The sequence below is a fragment of the Opitutaceae bacterium genome (genome assembly GCA_015075305.1).
Classification (GTDB): Bacteria; Verrucomicrobiota; Verrucomicrobiia; order Opitutales; family Opitutaceae; genus UBA6669.
Genome location: JABTUS010000006.1, coordinates 41,084 through 58,148 on the forward strand (window position 1 = coordinate 41,084; position 17,065 = coordinate 58,148).

Annotated in this window: 11 protein-coding genes; 5 read left to right on the forward strand and 6 right to left on the reverse strand. The window is 59.4% G+C overall.

From position 1 onward, the window contains the following. The first annotated feature begins 75 nt into the window (after positions 1–75). From HS122_12460 to HS122_12470, 3 genes are all read left to right on the forward strand, one after another. Complete coding sequence (locus tag HS122_12460) at positions 76–633, forward strand: RNA polymerase sigma factor (protein MBE7539210.1); 558 nt, start codon at positions 76–78, stop codon at positions 631–633. A gap of 61 nt (positions 634–694) precedes the next feature. Beyond that, entirely contained in the window at positions 695–1,567 is an 873-nt protein-coding gene (locus tag HS122_12465; GenBank protein MBE7539211.1) for a FecR domain-containing protein, read from the forward strand. Between the two features lie 122 nt (positions 1,568–1,689). Then, positions 1,690–5,295, forward strand: a complete 3,606-nt coding sequence (locus HS122_12470; GenBank protein ID MBE7539212.1) for a TonB-dependent receptor — start codon at positions 1,690–1,692, stop codon at positions 5,293–5,295. 6 nt (positions 5,296–5,301) lie between these two features. Here the strand turns inward: HS122_12470 and HS122_12475 are convergent, their stop codons facing one another. The 3 genes from HS122_12475 to rhlP all read right to left on the reverse strand — a co-directional run bounded on the left by HS122_12475 (position 5,302) and on the right by rhlP (position 10,050). Continuing rightward, a complete protein-coding gene (locus HS122_12475; protein ID MBE7539213.1) occupies positions 5,302–8,208 on the reverse strand; it encodes a TonB-dependent receptor in 2,907 nt (968 codons plus the stop codon). A gap of 394 nt (positions 8,209–8,602) precedes the next feature. Next, positions 8,603–9,172 (reverse strand): rhombosortase, encoded by a 570-nt coding sequence (gene rrtA, locus HS122_12480; protein MBE7539214.1) that lies wholly within the window; start codon positions 9,170–9,172, stop codon positions 8,603–8,605. Beyond that, positions 9,169–10,050: a rhombotarget lipoprotein gene (rhlP, locus tag HS122_12485; GenBank protein ID MBE7539215.1), complete on the reverse strand. Its 882-nt coding sequence runs from the start codon at positions 10,048–10,050 to the stop codon at positions 9,169–9,171. The genes rrtA and rhlP overlap by 4 nt, the downstream gene beginning before the upstream one ends. Before the next feature lie 133 nt (positions 10,051–10,183). Here rhlP and HS122_12490 point away from each other — a divergent pair, with 133 nt between their 5' ends. Continuing rightward, positions 10,184–11,086 carry a LysR family transcriptional regulator gene (locus tag HS122_12490; GenBank protein ID MBE7539216.1) on the forward strand — a complete coding sequence of 301 codons (903 nt, stop codon included), beginning with the start codon at positions 10,184–10,186 and terminating at the stop codon, positions 11,084–11,086. Positions 11,087–11,162: 76 nt separating this feature from the next. Here the strand turns inward: HS122_12490 and HS122_12495 are convergent, their stop codons facing one another. Together HS122_12495 and HS122_12500 are read right to left on the reverse strand one after the other, a co-directional pair. Next, positions 11,163–12,017, reverse strand: a complete 855-nt coding sequence (locus HS122_12495) for a hypothetical protein (GenBank protein ID MBE7539217.1) — start codon at positions 12,015–12,017, stop codon at positions 11,163–11,165. 32 nt (positions 12,018–12,049) lie between these two features. Next, the gene (locus tag HS122_12500) at positions 12,050–12,808 is read right to left on the reverse strand and encodes a hypothetical protein (protein ID MBE7539218.1); all 759 of its coding nucleotides are present in this window, start codon (positions 12,806–12,808) and stop codon (positions 12,050–12,052) included. Between the two features lie 1,592 nt (positions 12,809–14,400). Here HS122_12500 and HS122_12505 point away from each other — a divergent pair. Continuing rightward, positions 14,401–15,855: a hypothetical protein gene (locus HS122_12505; protein ID MBE7539219.1), complete on the forward strand. Its 1,455-nt coding sequence runs from the start codon at positions 14,401–14,403 to the stop codon at positions 15,853–15,855. A 96-nt stretch (positions 15,856–15,951) separates the two neighbouring features. Here the strand turns inward: HS122_12505 and HS122_12510 are convergent, their stop codons facing one another. Then, entirely contained in the window at positions 15,952–17,052 is a 1,101-nt protein-coding gene (locus HS122_12510) for a LacI family DNA-binding transcriptional regulator (protein MBE7539220.1), read from the reverse strand. Between the last annotated feature and the right edge of the window lie 13 nt (positions 17,053–17,065).

The window sequence follows — 17,065 nt, forward strand, 5'->3', positions numbered from 1 at the left end:
GGCTCGCCTTTCTGGAAATTACTCTCCACGCCTTGCCTTCCTCGCTCGCTGAGCGTTTCCCCAATCCGCGATCTCATGATCAGTGAGCAAGTACCGAACCCCGATCAGAACCAGTGGTTCCGGAATGAAGTGCTGCCTCACGAGCCTTCGCTTCGAACCTATCTGCGGTGCTCATTTCCCGCCATTCGCGACATCGATGACATGGTGCAGGAGTCATATTTGCGCATTTGGAGGGCACGTCTTGCCCGCCCTGTCTCCTCTGCGAAGTCCTTCCTGTTTCAAATTGCACGTCACCTCGCGATCGATGCGATTCGACGCACCGCCAGCACTCGACTGGATCGTCAGGTTGATATTGGAGATCTGCTCATCGCCGACAGCGGGCCCAACGCCGCCGAGGCCTTGGGCAGCCATGAAGTCATCGATCTACTGGCTCAAGCGCTGGCGGCAATGCCAAGACGTCGTCGTGAAGTTGTCGTGCTTCGGCGTCTCAGACTCCTGTCTCAGAAACAGGTGGCCGCTCAGCTTGGAATTTCCGAACGAACGGTGGAGAGCCAGCTTGCAAGAGGCATGAGGTTTTGTGAGGCGTATCTTCGGAAGAGGGGAGCCAGCAGTTCCTATTGGGATGAGCGCTGACAACCAATCGAAACGTAAGGCGCCCGCGTCTCCCGGTTCCATGCCAGCCGGGGGCGAATCGATGAATCCAATTGATTGGGCGGTGCGCATTGGCGCAGCGGACACTCTGCTGCGGATTACGGATGCTTACGTCCGCAGAAACCGTCGTCGTCGCACGCTGCTGCTGGTCTCCGGAGTATTGGCAGCGCTTTTCACCGGATTTCTCTGGCGCGAGCAAACTCCGGCATCGGAGGTGAGAGGCGGTGCCCCGATGGCTACGCTAATCATGTCCGCTCCGTCACATCAGGTGCTTCCTGATGGTTCGGAGGTGGAGCTCAAGGACAATGCGGAGATCAGTGTGGACTTCCGCGGCACCAACAGACGTGTGTATCTTCGCCACGGTGAAGCCCACTTCAAGGTTGCGCACGATCTACTAAGACCCTTTGTCGTTGTGGCTGGTGGTTTTCAAGTGGAGGCGGTTGGAACAGCATTTTCAGTCGAGCGTGGTGTCACTGCCGTCGATGTGCTGGTGACGGAGGGGCGGGTTGCGGTCGAGGAATCAAGCCCGGTGGCATTGTCTCTTCCGCCACAGCAGCCGACTGCACAGCGGCCGCGCACCCTTGTCGATGCTGGCAGCAGACTGGTCGTTGAATCGGGAATGAACTCGGAGCCCAGGGCGAGGAGCCTGTCCAGGGACGAGATCAACGAATGCATGGCGTGGCGGGTTCCGCGCTTGGAGTTTTCGGGGACGCGGCTTCAGGAGATTCTTCCGCTTGTCACCCGTTACAGTGGCGTACGGATGATCCTTTCCGATCCGGAGCTGGGCCGGATAAGGCTGAGCGGAACCATGCGTGCTGACAATGTGGAGATGCTCCTGGCACTGCTGGAGGAAGGCCACCGGATTTCAACCCGGCGAGTGAGTGCGACTGAGATAGTTCTCCGAGAAGTCAGATAGGAGACGTTTTGCGTCCGTGTTTCGGGGATGCACGGTGCGAAACGCGCTTGAAACCCGATCCCTGCAAATTCTTTTGCGGGATTTGTGGTGTCCGTCCGTCTTGATCAACCGTAAATCACCCGATGCGGTCTTTCGGATTTCACAATCGCCCAACGCTTCCTCGCATTGCGTCCATTGCAAGGCTGCTCGGTTTTTTCCTGGGGCTGAGGATGCTTCCAGGGGGGCTGCTCGCGGCGGATTCCTCCGCCATCACCTTTGCCCTGCCCGCCGGAAACGCTGAACAGACGCTCAGGCTGTTTTCCAAACAATCAGGCTGGGAGGTGCTGTTCCTGACTGGCACGGCCGCCGGTGTCACCACGAACGAGGTTAAGGGGCTTCTGACGCCCCAGGAGGCGATCGAGCGTCTGCTTGCCAACTCGCGGCTGAAGGCTGTGCCGAACATGAAAATGCGAGCGGTGCGCATCGTGCCCGCTGAAAACGTGAGCAGCCCTGCAAGGAAGCAGGGTACTCGGAATTTTGAGAACCACCAACCCCCATCCGCTGCCTTGAAACAGCCTTCCATTTCACATCCTCGCACAAACTCCATGCACTCCACTGCGACTTCAACATCCGGCGTCAGACGTCTGATCGGCGCGTTTGCCAGCCTCTTTCTCGGCACAATGACCGTCGATGCCCAGGTTCTGAACCCGGCCAACCCCGAGTCTCTGGGTGCGGTCCACGGCCGTGTGCTTGACGCGACCCGCGGCGAATACCTGAAAAACGCGAGAGTCACCCTTGTCGGCTCCGATAGGGAGGCGCTGACCAATGACTTTGGAGAATACCGGCTTTCCAATGTGCCCGCAGGCACAGCCACCCTTCGCATCTCCTATGTTGGATGGGCATCCCGGGAATTGAATGTCACGATCCGTGCCGGAGAAAGTGTGACGCAGGATGTCGAGTTCGGAGGTCGCACGGATCAGGAGGGAAGCAAAGCCATCATGATGGATGCGTTTACCGTGGCGGCCAACCGGGAAATGGACGGCAAGGCCATCGCCATAAGTGAGCAGCGTTATGCAGCCGGCATCGTGAACGTCGTTGCCGCTGACGAATATGGCGATGTGACGGAAGGGAATGTTGGCGAATTCCTGAAGTATCTTCCTGGAGTTCTGGTCGACTACAATGCCGCCGCAGCCCGAACCATTTCGTTGCGCGGCCTGCCGCCAAGCACAACCCCCGTGTCGATGGACGGGAATCGAATGGCTTCGGCGGCATCGGGCAGCGCTTCGCGCACGTTCGAGTTCGAGCAGGTGTCGATAAACAATATCTCCCGCGTCGAGGTCTCAAAGTCGGCCACACCCGACAGGCCGGCGGATTCGCTGGGCGGTTCGGTGAACATGGTCAGCAAGAGCGCCTTCGAACGCTCGAAGGCGCTGTTTACGTATCGAGCCTACATGAACATGAACGACACTGCCATGAAGCTTGGCAGTTCCCCCATGGGACCGGACGGAAAGCGCGAGAACCTGGCAAAACCCGGCTTTGATTTCACTTACATCAAGCCTGTCAGCCGCAATTTCGGCTTTGTTGTGACGGGCCTCTTTTCGAGCAATTACAATCCTCAGACCCTGTCGCAGACCAACTGGATTCCGCTGGCAGGCGGCATACCGGGAGGTTCGCCGGCAGCCGTCACGGGAGACACGCCCTATATGGCTTCCTATCGCGTGCAGACCTCACCCCAGACCACGGAGCGAAGTTCCGTCGGGCTGACGGCGGACTGGCGGGTGTCGCCAAGGGACGTCATTTCCCTCCGCGGCCAATACAGCCGGTTCGACAACTACTTTTACATCGCAAACTATACGTTCGACACGTCGCTGATCAGTTCGTTTGGACCCACGTTCTCATACGGCGCGGCCAATCGCGGCAACTTTTACGCTTCAACGGGCTGGCGGCGCAAGGTGGGCTCCACCTGGCAGCCGAGCCTTTCATATCGGCATACGGGTGAAACATGGACTATCGAGGCTGGTGGCTACCATTCAAGCTCTGACAACAGCTATCGCGACATCGATGAAGGATTCTTTAACGGTGTTACAACTGGAGTCACAAATGCAACGATCGCCTTCGACAACCTCCGGCCCGATCGACCGGGTACCATCACTGTCACGAAGGGCGGGGTCGTCATCGATCCGTTCAAGCTGTCGAACCAGCAAATCATAACGACGCCCACCTCAGTGAACAACTCTGGTTATCAAGGGCAGGTCAACTCCAACCAGAGCGAGGCGACCGATACGATGCGGGGTGCTCATGCGAGCTTTAAGCGTGATTTTCATCTTGCTGTTCCGGTCGCCCTAAAGTTCGGGCTCGATTACCGGCAGAACCTCCGTGACATCCGGGTGGCCGCTCCAGTCTGGAGATACAATGGACCGGATGGCATCTATTCAACCGGAGAACCTGCAGGGCCGCTGCTGAACACAACGTTCTCCACGGTCGCCGCACCCTACGGATTTGGCACCATCGAATGGATCGACAGCAGCAAGATGTTTGAACTGTTCAAAGCCCATCCCGATCAGTTCGCGGAGCAGCTGAACGGACCCTACGGCACGATTCAACGCAGAGTGAATGGCTCGCAGTACATTGATGAATCTGTGAGCGCGGGATACCTGCGCGCCGACGTGCGCCTGTTCAAGTCACGCCTGCTCGTTGTTGGCGGCGTTCGCTATGAGCGCACGAGGGCCGGCGGTGAAGGTCCGCTGAACGACGCCAATGCCATCTACCAGCGCGACGCGAAAGGGGAGCTGGTCCTCGGCGCCAACGGACGGCCGGTTCCCATCACCACCGATGCCACGGAGCAAACCCGGCTGCGGTTCAAGGAAAGGGGTGCCCACGTGAGCCGCAGTTATGATGGATATTATCCAAGCGCCAATGCCTCCTTCAGGATCACTGACAACCTGATTGCGCGCGCCAGTTATGCGCGAACGATTGGTCGGCCTGACTTTGGCAACATCATTCCGAGCACCGTATTGCCGGATCTGGGTGGAGCGAGCATGGACATCAGGGTGAAGAACACCGCATTGCTTCCGTGGGAGGCCGACAACTTCGATTTGTCGCTCGAGTACTATTTTCAAAAGGCGGGAGTCCTGTCGGCTGGTGTCTTTCGAAAGGATTTCAGCAACTTCTTCGGTGCATCCGTCATGCCGGCGACACCGGAGCTTCTGCAGAAATTCGGACTGGAGCCGGAATATGCCGGCTACAATATTCTGACGACCACGAACGTCGGAGATGCGCGTGTGACTGGCCTCGAGCTCAACTACAGCCAGCAGCTCACCTTCCTCCCTGATTTTGCCCGAGGCGTGTCAGTTTTCGCCAATGGAACCTCGCTCGATCTCGAGGGCTCAACTATCGCGGATTTCAACGCCTTTGTTCGAAGGAACGGTTCGTGGGGCGTTTCGCTGAATCGCCCAAGGTATTCGCTCATGCTCAAGTGGATCTATCGTGACGATCAACGGCTTCTTGCCCGCACGGGATCGGGCGTTCCACCGGGCACCTACCAGTGGCTGAAGGGCAGCCTGAAGCTAGATATCAACGCCGAGTACCGCCTGCAAAAGCACGTTTCTTTGTTTGCCAACGCCCGCAACATCACGAACGAGCCTTATGTGCTGGGGTACTACAATGAAGGCACGCCGTCCTATGCGCGCCAGTACAACACGCAGGACTTCGGCGTTCAATACACACTGGGCGTCAAGGGCAGCTTCTGAACGTGACTAGAATGTGCGGGTGAATTCAACGGTCCATGTTCGGCCTGCCGCAACATTCTGGCTTACCGTGGCATCATATCCAAAACTCTCAGATGCAAGGGGCGGCGCCTTGTCGGTCAGATTGATGACTCCGACACGAAGCTTGGTATTGCGAAGAAACCACATGGATGATTTTCCGAAATCGTAGGCACCAGTGAGATTGAACGTCCAGAACGGATCGATCACGCGACGGTAGACCGTCTGGCTGCCGTTGAAAAAAGCCTCAATGTAACCCGGGCGTCCCAGGGATTCATAAATCGCGGCGGTGGTCGTGGCTCCAGTATCATGGGTCTTTCCAATGTAGTAGGCTCCTGCTGAGGCAGTCCATGAACCACGTTGCCACGAAACATTTGTCATGCCCCGCAGCCTTGCGGCGCCACCGGCGTAGAGCTCGTTCGACACGGTCGGTTTCACGTTTGCCGGAGCCACGGTGGTCTCGGAACGATCGAGCACGGCCCACTCCGAATTGATCAGGAAGCGACCTGCTGGCAGAGGCGGGAGGTAGTAGCGTACTCCGAAATCAACACCTTTGTGCTCGCTGCTCGAGATGTTCACGAATGGGCGATTCAAGGAGAAAATGCGCCCGGCGGTCGCCGCCAGATTGCCAGGGTTCGCGGCATTGTAGGCATTGAATGCGGCAATATCCTCCGGAGTCACGGCGTAGCGGACAACGTCGGGGTCGCCCTTGTAGTTTGTTGTTCCGCTCCCAAGGTCAATTTGATTGATCGGTGTTCCGGATGCCCGCTGGGCTTTCGTATAGGCGAGGAGAAGCGCAGTGTCGCTTTCACGTATTTGCGCGACAGAACGCTGTCCCAGCAGATTCGTTCGACTGATCTCCCACCAGTCCACCGTAAGGCTGAGGCCCTTGATCCGCGGGATATCAAGCACAAACCCGCAGGTGAATCCCTCCGACTCCTGCGGCTTCAGGTTTGGATTGCCTCCAAAGTAGTTGCGCTGGACATAAGGGCCGTCCGCGAGAAATGGGTTGCGGTAGGTATCAATGTCTCCAGCCCCGGCCGATATCGACCATCTCGGGCTGGTGAAAAGTGCCGCAAGGCTCGGCGCCATGAATCCTTCATTGTAGGACCCCCGAATCATCAACCATGAAAAGGGGCGCCAGTTCGCGCCAATTTTTGGTTTCGTGGTGTCTCCGAAGTCGCTGTACTTTTCGTAGCGGGCTGAACCAGAGATTTCCAGCGTTCGGAGCAGCGGCATGGAATGGGATGAAGGGATGACGGGAACGACGAACTCTGCGTAGAGGCTGGTGACATTCCGATCGCCGAACACATCGGGTCGCGGCGGATGCAGCAGAAAATCGTTGTTTGTGGTGTCCAACCCAGAGGTGGCTGGATTCTCTCCGCTGAACGGGGGGCGGCGGTCACTCAGTTTCTCGCGCCGATGCTCCGTGCCGACGGCGGACATGATGCTGCCGCCGAAGTATGAGAACAGGCTGCCGCTGGCCCTTGCATCGATGCTCGCAATGGAGCTCCTGGCATTGCGCGCGAACACCTCGGCGAATGAATCGACCGTTGATGAGGCGTTGGAATAGGGCTTGTCAGCCACAACCGCACCGTTCTGCACCTTGAAAGTGTAGCCGAAGGGATTGTAGGCTGTGGAGTCGGTTCGGGAGAGCGCGGCCTGGAGCTTGCTCTCGCGAACATCAGGAAACGCATCATCTTTTCCCTGGACTTCATTGTAAAACACCGCGCTGGACCAGGTCCATGTTTCGCCGAACCTTCCCTTGATGCCCCCAGTGAGGCGGTACACATCCGCCTTTGTCTGGACTGATTCCGCCGCAAGGTCTGCCAGCGTCATTGCAGTGAAACTTATCGCGCGTGGCGCGCCGGTCAGTCGTAAGGTCCCATCCGCGTTGGGTGCGCCTGTGGCGCTGTAGAAGCGTGAACCGTACGGATTGTACGGATTGTCCACCGCCATGATCTTCAGTGCATCGGAGGTGGGGGCATTGAGTGCCAGAGGTTGCCGTCGCATCGTCGACCGCGACTTGTAGTAGGCCGCATCGCCAAAAAGGGTCATCGTGGGCTTGAGATCAAACTCAGCGGAGAGGAATGCGTTGCCCCGGCGCACACGTGGGGCCAGCATTCCAAATTGATTGAGATCAAGCCAGAAGGAAGGGTCATTGGTTCTGGAGGGCGCCGCATTGGTCAGTGAGGGAGCATTGTTGACCAGTCGAAAATAGGAGTTCGAGGTGGCCGTTCCGACGCGGAAGGTTGGCCAGTAGCCCCTTGCTGAACGGCCGTCAAACGGCCCCCCTTTGACGTTCCATGGAGCTGGAGCTCGCGCGGAATTGTCAGCACTGCGGCTGAAGTCGCGCTGGTCCAGGAAAATTGCGTCCCGATACAGGGATTCAATGGTGCCAAAAAAGCGGCCCCGACCTCGGGCGAAATGACTTCCAAAGCTCAGGATGCCCTGAAGGCTTTCCCCTCCGCCATGTTCCGGCCAGCCGTAGCGAAGCGAGGCCTCCGTACCCTGATAGTCCCGGCGCATGACATAGTTGATGACCCCACCGACCGCGTCGGATCCATAGATCGCCGACGCACCGTCGCGAAGTATTTCGATGCGGTCGATTCCTCGCGTTGGAAGTTGGTTGACATTGACGGCCTGAGTCAGTCCTGCGGTCATTGGATTGACCGCCATGCGACGCCCGTCGATGAGGATGAGCGTGGCGGTTGAACCAAGGTTGCGGAGATTGATGTTTGCGTTGTCACCTCGTGCGCCCGATGAGCCAAGGCGGGTCTCATTTTCAGGCAGATTGACCACGGAGGGCAGCGAAACCAAGAGATCCGCGGGGAGCACCGCATTCCGCGCCTCCATCGCGCTTCGATCGATGACCGTCACCGGAGCAATCTTCTCCATATCCGCGCGCCTTATGTTGGTGCCGGTTACAATAAATTGCTGGAGATTAACAATCTCATCACTTTCTGGCGAAGTGGTTGGCGTTTGCGCGTTGAGATTTGATCCTTGAAGAGCGATCCAGCAGGCAAGAGTAGTGGTCGCTTGATAAAGCCGGAAGCGTGCGCGGAAAAGAGGCATGGAGAGCATGGGGGTTGCAGGTGGTGGAGAAGCCGTGGGAGACGTTGGCGGAGGAATGCTGTGAACTTCGAGTGGGGATTGGTCATAGAACGCCGCTTGAATGGGAAAGTCACAACCGATTTGTGGTGGTGTGCGCAATGAACCAGTGCCGAGGAGCGGCGGAGGAGGTTTCGATTGAATTCGTTGAGATGATTGCCTCACCTCATTCGATGTGCCGTCAGTCTCTGGCAGCGCGCCCGGCGCGCGCAAGGAAGAGCGCCATCGCGGCCAGGGCGCCCAGGATGTGGGCAAGGCTCGAGACGCGCACGGCGTTGGTGCCGAAGGAAGCGAACAAGGGGGACGGCGACCAGGCATCCAGACCGAATTTGAGTCCAACCAGTGCCAGTGCGCCGAACCACCAGGCGCGACTGGTTGTGCTGCGGCGCAGTTGCTCAAGTATCAGCAATACCACTACACCTGCCCCGAGGCCAGACAGGCCGCCATAGGTCGGCATGTCCGGGGCGAATGCAAGAAGGCCTGCGCTGAGCAGCGGTGCGGCCACCAGGACGAAACGCGGGAGGCTGCCCGGCCGCAGGCGTTCCAGCCAGCCGCCGGCGCCGGCAAGCACGGCCACGTTCCATCCCAGGTGGGAAGGGGAGAAATGCATCCAGTGTCCTGTCCACAACCGCCACCACTGCCCGTCGAGAATCGCGCCGCGGTCGTAAAGAAGCGTGGATCCGGCGGCAGGCAGAAGCCATCCGATGAAGGCGGGTGCCACACACCACAGGACAGGGTGGAGCAACTTCATCGGCGTGAACGGATGAGTCCGCCGACCGCCAGCAGAGCCAGGATGGCGACGAACGAGCCGTCGAGCGCACCGCCGCCGGTGTAGCCGGGCTTGTGCTCGATGCGCACCGACTCCGGTTCCTCGCGGGCGCGCACCTTGAAGCGGTCGAGCTCCTGCGCGAGATTCGCCGTCATCTGCACCGACGCGTCATCGAAACTCTGCTGCGACGACTTGCGCAGCTCGTATTCGTTGCGGATTGGGGTCGCGTGGTTTTTGATCGAACTCGTGCCCGGTGCGCGGAAGAGGAGGCTGCGACTCTGGATGTCGTAGACCACGGCTTCCATCAACGTATGAGTTGTGTTGCGCTGCCCTGGGACGATGTAGGGGCCGACGATGGTCCAGTAGGCCAGGCTGGCCACTGTATTGTCCGAATTTTGAGTCTGATCATAGGCGATCAGCGCGACAACATCGATGCCCATGAGGGCGCGCAACTGGTCCAGATTCTCAAAGCCGCCGCCGGGTCTCAGGTAGGTTGCTGGAATGATCTCGATGGATTGAACGAAGGGCAGGGACTTGAACTGGGACGCGACCTTGTGCAGCAGCTCGTGCTTCGGCAGTTCGTCAAACCCCAGGCCGGAGCGACCGAATGCCGGGATGCCGGCCGTGCCGGTCGGGACGAAGGCCACGCCGACCCGCAGCGGAAGACGAAGCGTGGGAATCTGTGGCTGGATGAAGGGCATGTTCTTGCCGGGATAGAGGAACTGAACGACGCTGCTGGCCTCGTGGCGGTGGTTTCCCCATATCCCGACGCAAGCGCTCAGGCCGAAGGTGAGCGCGAGCGTGAGGGTGGCGAGCAGCAGGCGCGTTGTGCGTGGTCGGGGGTCAAAGGTGTTTTCCATGGCGCGCAGGATACCGGAAGGTCCCGCGGCTGCGTTAATCGATAAATCCGATGGAGGCCATCGACGAAACTGGCGGTACGGTGATTTGAAACGGCGTTGCCTCGTTCAGGCCGGATTGCAGTGTCGTGCGGACATGAACGTCCACCACCTGGAGTTGTTCTATTACGTGGCGAGGCATGGTGGCATCAGCCGCGCGGTGCGCAACATGCCCTACGGCATCCAGCAGCCGGCTGTCAGCGGGCAGATCCTGATGCTCGAGGAGGACCTCGGCGCAAAACTGTTCGAGCGCCAGCCGTTCAAGCTTACGCGTGAGGGTGAGGAACTCTATGCGTTCGTCCAACCGTTCTTCGAGAATCTGATTCCAATGGCCGACAGGCTTCGCAAGCAGTCCGCGCCTTCCCTGCGCATAGGCGCTTCGGAGCTTGTATTGCGCGACTACCTGCCAGCGGTGATGGGACAACTGCGCCGCCACGAGCCGCGCCTGCGACTGACGTTGAGATCGGGTTTTCAGAGGGAGATGGAGGGCTGGCTGATCGACAGGGAGATCGACCTCGCCATTGTGCCGCTCGAGAGCCGGCCGCCGGCGCGACTGCACTGCCTGCCCTTGCTGCGGCTTCCGCTTGTCCTGCTCGTGCACAGAAAGTCGAAAATCAAATCGGCTGAGGAGCTCTGGGCGCGGGACGCGATCGCGGAGCCGCTCATCGGACTCCCTCCTTCCGAACCACTGAGCAGGAATTTCCGGCGCGGCCTGAAGCGATTAAAGGTAGACTGGCCGCTTTCCATCGAGGCCAGCTCAATGGGGCTTGTCACCCGCTATGTGGCCAACGGCTATGGAGTCGGCGTGAACCTGGGCGACACTGAGGTGGTGAGACACAGCGATGTGCGCGCGCTGCGGCTCAACGGTTTCGATCCGATTGAGATCGCCGCACTGTGGAGCGGAGAGGCTTCGCCGCTCGTGCGCGTGGTGCTTGAGGAATCGCAGCGCTTCGTGGCCAGGCACTGGCCGGACCGCGCTGTGGTGGACAGGGTGGACTAGGACGCGCCGTTGGCGCGCGGCCCGATAGGCCACTGCAACCGGTTGTTCGTCGGTCGGCGATGCAATTCCGCAGTGGTCATTCCGCGAATTTATAAGCAATCCGGGCAATGCGCCCGCGCCAGTATGGCTTTACGCTGCCTGGCAGAAGCCAGGCCACCTCACCATCGAGCGGCACACGCATTCGATCCCGCTCGACGTAGTTCCAGAATCGACCTTGCCAAGGTGTGGGGGCGATCTGACCGCTCACCATTCGTCCGCGCGCTTCTGCGCGAACCGTCTCGACAAGATCCGACTCGTTGAATGTGAACAGCATGGTCACGGAAATGTTTCCGTCGGTCAGCGTGGCATGGGCCGAGTGATCATCAACGGGTTCCCATCGCGTACCCTGGCTGGGAAGAAGTGCGGTCGGATACCATGTTGCCTCCGCGAAGAAACGCATGAGTTCGCCCTCCGCCATGTCACGGGTTCCATTTGCCCTGGCCAGTGAAAAGAGGCCGAGCAGTGAGGCGTTGAGAAGTCCTTCGCCCGCCAGGTATGCGTCGTGAACGCGCACCGACAGACCGGATATGATCGCGATCCGGGCATCCCAGTCGAAGCCAGGCCGCTGCGTGATAACCTTCTGATCCGACTTGAAGGGTTTCCATTGGTCACGGGCTTCGCCCATGTTGAAAGTGCCGCGGTGACGAAGGTGCACCTCCGTGATCATGGGCTGCCCCTCCGTGAGCGCTGCGCGGAAGAACCGCTGCGCCGGAGCGGGCAGTCCTTCAAGTTCACGAAAGTCAATGATGCGCGGTTGGACAGGCACGCGTGCCGCATCCATTCGTGCGCGCAGTTTCCGTGTGCCTGAGTTCCAGCGATGTGATCCGAGGATCAGTGCCGCAGCAGCAACAGCAGCGAGGGAAAACAGGATTGCCAAGACGACACTCGGCATGCGTCGACCTCCTGGGGGATCAGGGCAGAAGGTCAGTCCTCGCCATGACCCCCGCTTGACTCGTGAGCAATATCCGGCCGCTTGCGCGAATAAGCGCAAGTCACCACCAGCCATAGCATCCCGACAGCGAGCATCCCTGCTGTGCCACCGCCGTCCGGCACTGACAGGGCATGGGCGCGGAGATCGAGCGTTGTACGGATCCCATCCCCCCGCAGCCATTCGTTTGACGTGAAGGTATACACTCCGGGGTCGAGCACCTCGTCAAAATTCAAGTAGTTCCGGTAGAGGTTGCCCGGGGGGCCCCAGACGAGAGGGATCGCACCAAGAGATTCCGACACCAGTGATGCAGGCCCTGAGAAATAGGCTGAGTAGCCAAGAATTGTGATTCGGGTGGGCTCCGGCAGGCTGAATTTGAATTCAAAATTCGAATTGGCGACACCGCCCGGACCATAGTTGTCCACTATCGAGTGCGCTATCGTGACTTCAGTGGATGTGATGTTCGATCGCTGCATGGCAGCCACTGAACCCCCGCCAAAGGGAGTGCCAAACGCACTTGCATCAAACAGACCGAAAGTTCCATCCGATGAATGCGTTTCAATTCCACCGCCGTAGTAGCTCACAAAAACGCTGCGGGCTTCCGATAGCAGCACCATTTCCGCGAAAGCCGGCGCAGTGAGGAGCGTGCCGAGGGCAAGAATGCGCCCGAGCGACAGGGCGCGATGAAAGAGCGAGGCCGTCCGGCGCGCGGGGACAGGCACGGCAGCTCCGCGCATGGGTTGAGGAGTAGTCATGACATATAACTGGATAACGGTATCCAATTTATTTGTCTGTGCAGGGGAGTCGAGTCCCAATCGGGGAGCATCCGTGAGAAGGGACGCCGAAAAACCAGGTTGCGGAGCAGTGCTGGCTTGCCAGGCGTGTCCCCTCGGCATGACAAAGCATGCCCGTCCAACGGAGGGGGAGGGGCGCAGGCCGCAAACTGCATTCGCGTGATTGCCTTGGGACGGAATTCGGTGAGAGTCGGGCTGTGATCGCGTCGATTGCCTTTCGAAATTTCGGTATGATCCGGAGTGATAGGTGACAGATTGTCCATGGTGATGGGTTAGCACAGGGGGGGTATGATCCTCCCAAGCCAAAGGGGTCAAACTTCACCTTTCGCACTTTTTGAAGACCAAACACCATCGATAATCTTAACGGCATGAAAGAGTCATTCTCAATGGATAGACCCTAACGTTTGTGGGGTTCGAGATGACCATGAATGCTGCAGGAGGGCCCGGCATATGCGGACCATGGTGACGCCACGTACCGCCAATTTGCCTACAACGGACGCAGGGAATTGACCGCGGGCATCGAATACCTTGGCACCAATGTGGCGAGCCAGGCCGCGCCGCTGCCAGGTCGCTGCCATGAATACGCCCACGACTCCATCGGGAACCGTCAGTGGTCGAACAGTACCGGCGTGAGCGGGCTGCGTGACGAAGCAAACTCGAGAGAAATGTGCCGCCCCTTCAGGGCTCTCTGTTTTCGGTTCACCCGTGAACCCATGGCGTTGCCATGGGCTGGGAATATGGCGCCCCTTTGGGGCTCCCGATTCCGACTCAGTCGCTCACCTCGAACCCATCGCTTCGCCATCGGCAGGGGATGTATCGCCCGGTTGGGGCTGAGGCATGTCAGTGCAACTTGAGGTCACATTGTGCGATACCGATGGGGAATTGGGCCGGCGGCGTCTTGTGATCGGCGTCGCCTGGGCACGACAGAGCGCGCCCCTCCATTTTTTTATGAGTGCCGAAAATCGATTAATGCGAGCGCTGCACGGTGCCTTGGGCTGTGGAGGAAGTTCGAGAGAAATGTGCCGCCCCTTCAGGGCTCTCTGTTTTCGGTTCACTCGTGAACCCATGGCGTTGCCATGGGCTGGTGATATTGCGCCCCTTCGGGGCTTCGCATTCCGACTCACCCCGAAACCGTGGCGTTGCCATGGGCTGGAGATATTGCACCCCTTCGGAGCTTCGCATTTCGGCTCACCCCGAACTGATCGCGTTGCCATGAGCTGGGGGAATTGCGTCCTTTCAGGGCTTCGGATACCCGCTCACCAGAAACCCATGGTGTTGCCATGGACTGGGGATAAATCGCCCCGATGCTCGCTTCCGGCGCGCTCTCATGAAACGCTTGCTTCGCCCTGTCTTCCTTGAATATCCACTTCCCAGTGGTTGCCCCGACTGATCAGGTGAAAACAAGCCTCCTCGTGCTGATCGTTACCGGCCCATCCGCACGCCAAGGCAGGACGGGACTGATACGAAATGGAGCAAGACGGGCGATGGCCTTGAGGTTCCGTCGTCTCCGCGACATCAGGCCGAATTTGCGACCAGTATGGCTTTTGTGCGTGATGGCAGGCATCAGCGCGGCCATGCCGTGCTTCAGTTCGCTGGCCGCGACCGCGGCGGACTATCGGATTCACTTGGATGAACGCGCATCGGGTGAAGCGGTGAGCCCGCTGCTGATGGGATTCAATATCGTTTACTGCTACGAACGCGACGAAGGCTGGCAGGCGGGGAGAGGGAAGGTGCCCGACCTGCTTGCGGAGCTGAACACGCGCATTCTGCGGTACCCGGGTGGGACGGTGGACACGTTCTTTCATTGGAAGAATCCGACCGGACAAGGCTGGGTCGACAGTTGGAGTCCTGAGTATGATCCGAAAAGGAATTCTCCACCCTCAGCCACGATGTCGCTGGATGAATACCTCGATCTCGTGCGGTCGCGTGGAATCTCACCACTGATCGGGGTGAACCTCAGTTCGGGACTCCGCTTTCCGGACCGGCATGCCGAAGCTCTGGCGGAGGCGGAGGAACTGGTGCGGCACTGCAGGGACCGGGGTGTGTCCGGGGCCTTGTACTATCTGGACAATGAGCACTATAGGCCTGACGCGAATTTCCATTCCACACCCGAGGTATACGCTGATGAGTTCAACCTCTATGCAAAGGCCATTCGCGCCACAGACCCCAAGGCCAGGCTCATCGCCAACCTGCATTCCGGGGCCAACGCCACGGGCTACGATTCGGTCCGTCGCGTGGTGCGGCGTGCCGGCGCAAACATCGACTTTGTCGACCTGCACTTCTACTGGCGCCACAATGACACGAGTTTCGATGCGTGGACAAAGGAACCGCACATGCTGCACCAGCGCGGCCGGCCCTATCGGGACCAGCGCGATCTCTACCGACAGATTTTTGCCGAAGAAGGCTTTCCGAATATCGATGTGATTTCGCTCGAATGGAACATCTCAGCCAACGGGCAGAATCCACAACCGACGCAATCGGAGGCGGCGTTGATGGTCTCGGAGCAGTTCATCCAGTTCATTCAATCGGGCATGAAGGTCGCCTGCTTCTGGCCGCTGAGCATGCCTGGGAATTTCCGCTGGCAGTATCGCTGCCTCTTGAATTCAGGACGCGACTACATTCCGAACAAGGTGCACGGCATGTTTCGCGAGTTTGCCGACATCGGTGGACAGAGCCGGCTCGGCTCCTCCGTGGCCGCACCTGCGGATCATGAATGGCTGACTCATCTGGCGCTTAGCTCGGCCGATGGCCGGATCCTGACGCTGTTTCTGGTCAACAAGAACCAGACACTGAGTGCGGCGGAGGTGACCGTTGACCTGCCGGTGGCGCTGGGTCCCGATGCAAGAGTGTCTGCCGAGGGATTTGAGGCCGGCGACAACTCCGGGGAACTGCTTCATGTTCATCCCATTGAGGTTTCGGTACGGGATGGCCGTGCCTATTGGAAAATGCCGGGAAACTCGTTTGCCAAAGTCGTGCTTTCCCGGACGGTGGACGGCGAAAGTCGGTAGATCTCATGCCACGACTTGAATAAGGGCATGATCCGGCGACATGCCGGGTTTCATTGTGACGAACACCGTTGAATTCCAACTGCGCGGCTGGCGCCTTCAGGAAGTTACGCGCAGCAAGTCCGAAAAAAAAGCTGCGTCCAGGTCCAGTGGCGGACCGACGCGGTGCACGGTCCTGCCCGGGTGCCAGGTGCCGGAGACAAAATAGTTCATTGCACGCGCAGGGGGGCCGGATTCACCGCGGTGGAGCTGCGACACCACCAGTTCGACCGCGGCGGCGCCGATGTGATCACTGTTCCCGTGGACTCCGCTCGTGTTCCTGTGCTCGGGCATCCAGTCGAGATGCACCCATCCGATGTCGGCTGAGGAGGTTTTCCTGTAAAGCTGGAGCAGCGAATGGATCGTCTGGTGGGTGCCGAAAACCACATCCGGGCGGTGCTTTCGCAGCCAGCGCAGCAGCGCGTCGGGCTTGTCCCGGTGGATGCGGCAGATCGGAATTGAGGCGGTCCCCTTCGCGTATTCCTGGACGGCCCAGAATCCGGCCGAACAGCGGTGCGCCATGGCGCTGTCGAAGTGTTCGTCCATGACCAGACCGAGACGGCGATAGCCGAGGGCGAGCACCTCGCGCGCAGCGACAACTGCGCGCATGTACTGGTCGTTGGCGACGTAGTGAATCTGGGGACTCGCCAGCGGCACGCCGAGCGAGGCGGATGCGAACGGGGAGATGTCGAACGGCAGACAGCGGTTCGGACACAGCGCACTGGGCATGTGCTCAACGACGAGGCCCATGATGTTGCGCGTGTGGAGCATCTCCAGGAGCCGGCGGTTGGGCAGCGAGGGATCCAGGAAGAACTCATCGAGGTTGTATCCCAGCTCGGAGGCCCGCCGGCGCGCGCCCTCGATGTAGTTTCGGTGAACCCGTCCGGCGAGCCGGGGCGTGGACTCAGGGACCGTGTGAAGATAGCCCAGCGTTCCCCGGTAGGCGGCGTTCCGTCTTCGCACGCGGGACAGCAGCAGGGAGACGAGTGGATTGGGCGTGTAGCCAAGCTTCCTTGCGGCGGACTGTACCCTTCGGCGCGTTCCCTGGGGAATTCTGGGATCGTTGCGCAGTGCGAGGGAAACGGTGGAGAGGTGCACGCCGACGGCATCCGCGAGCATTTTTTGCGTGACGATGGGCTTGCCGATTTTGTTCAACGACATGAACTGAACATGA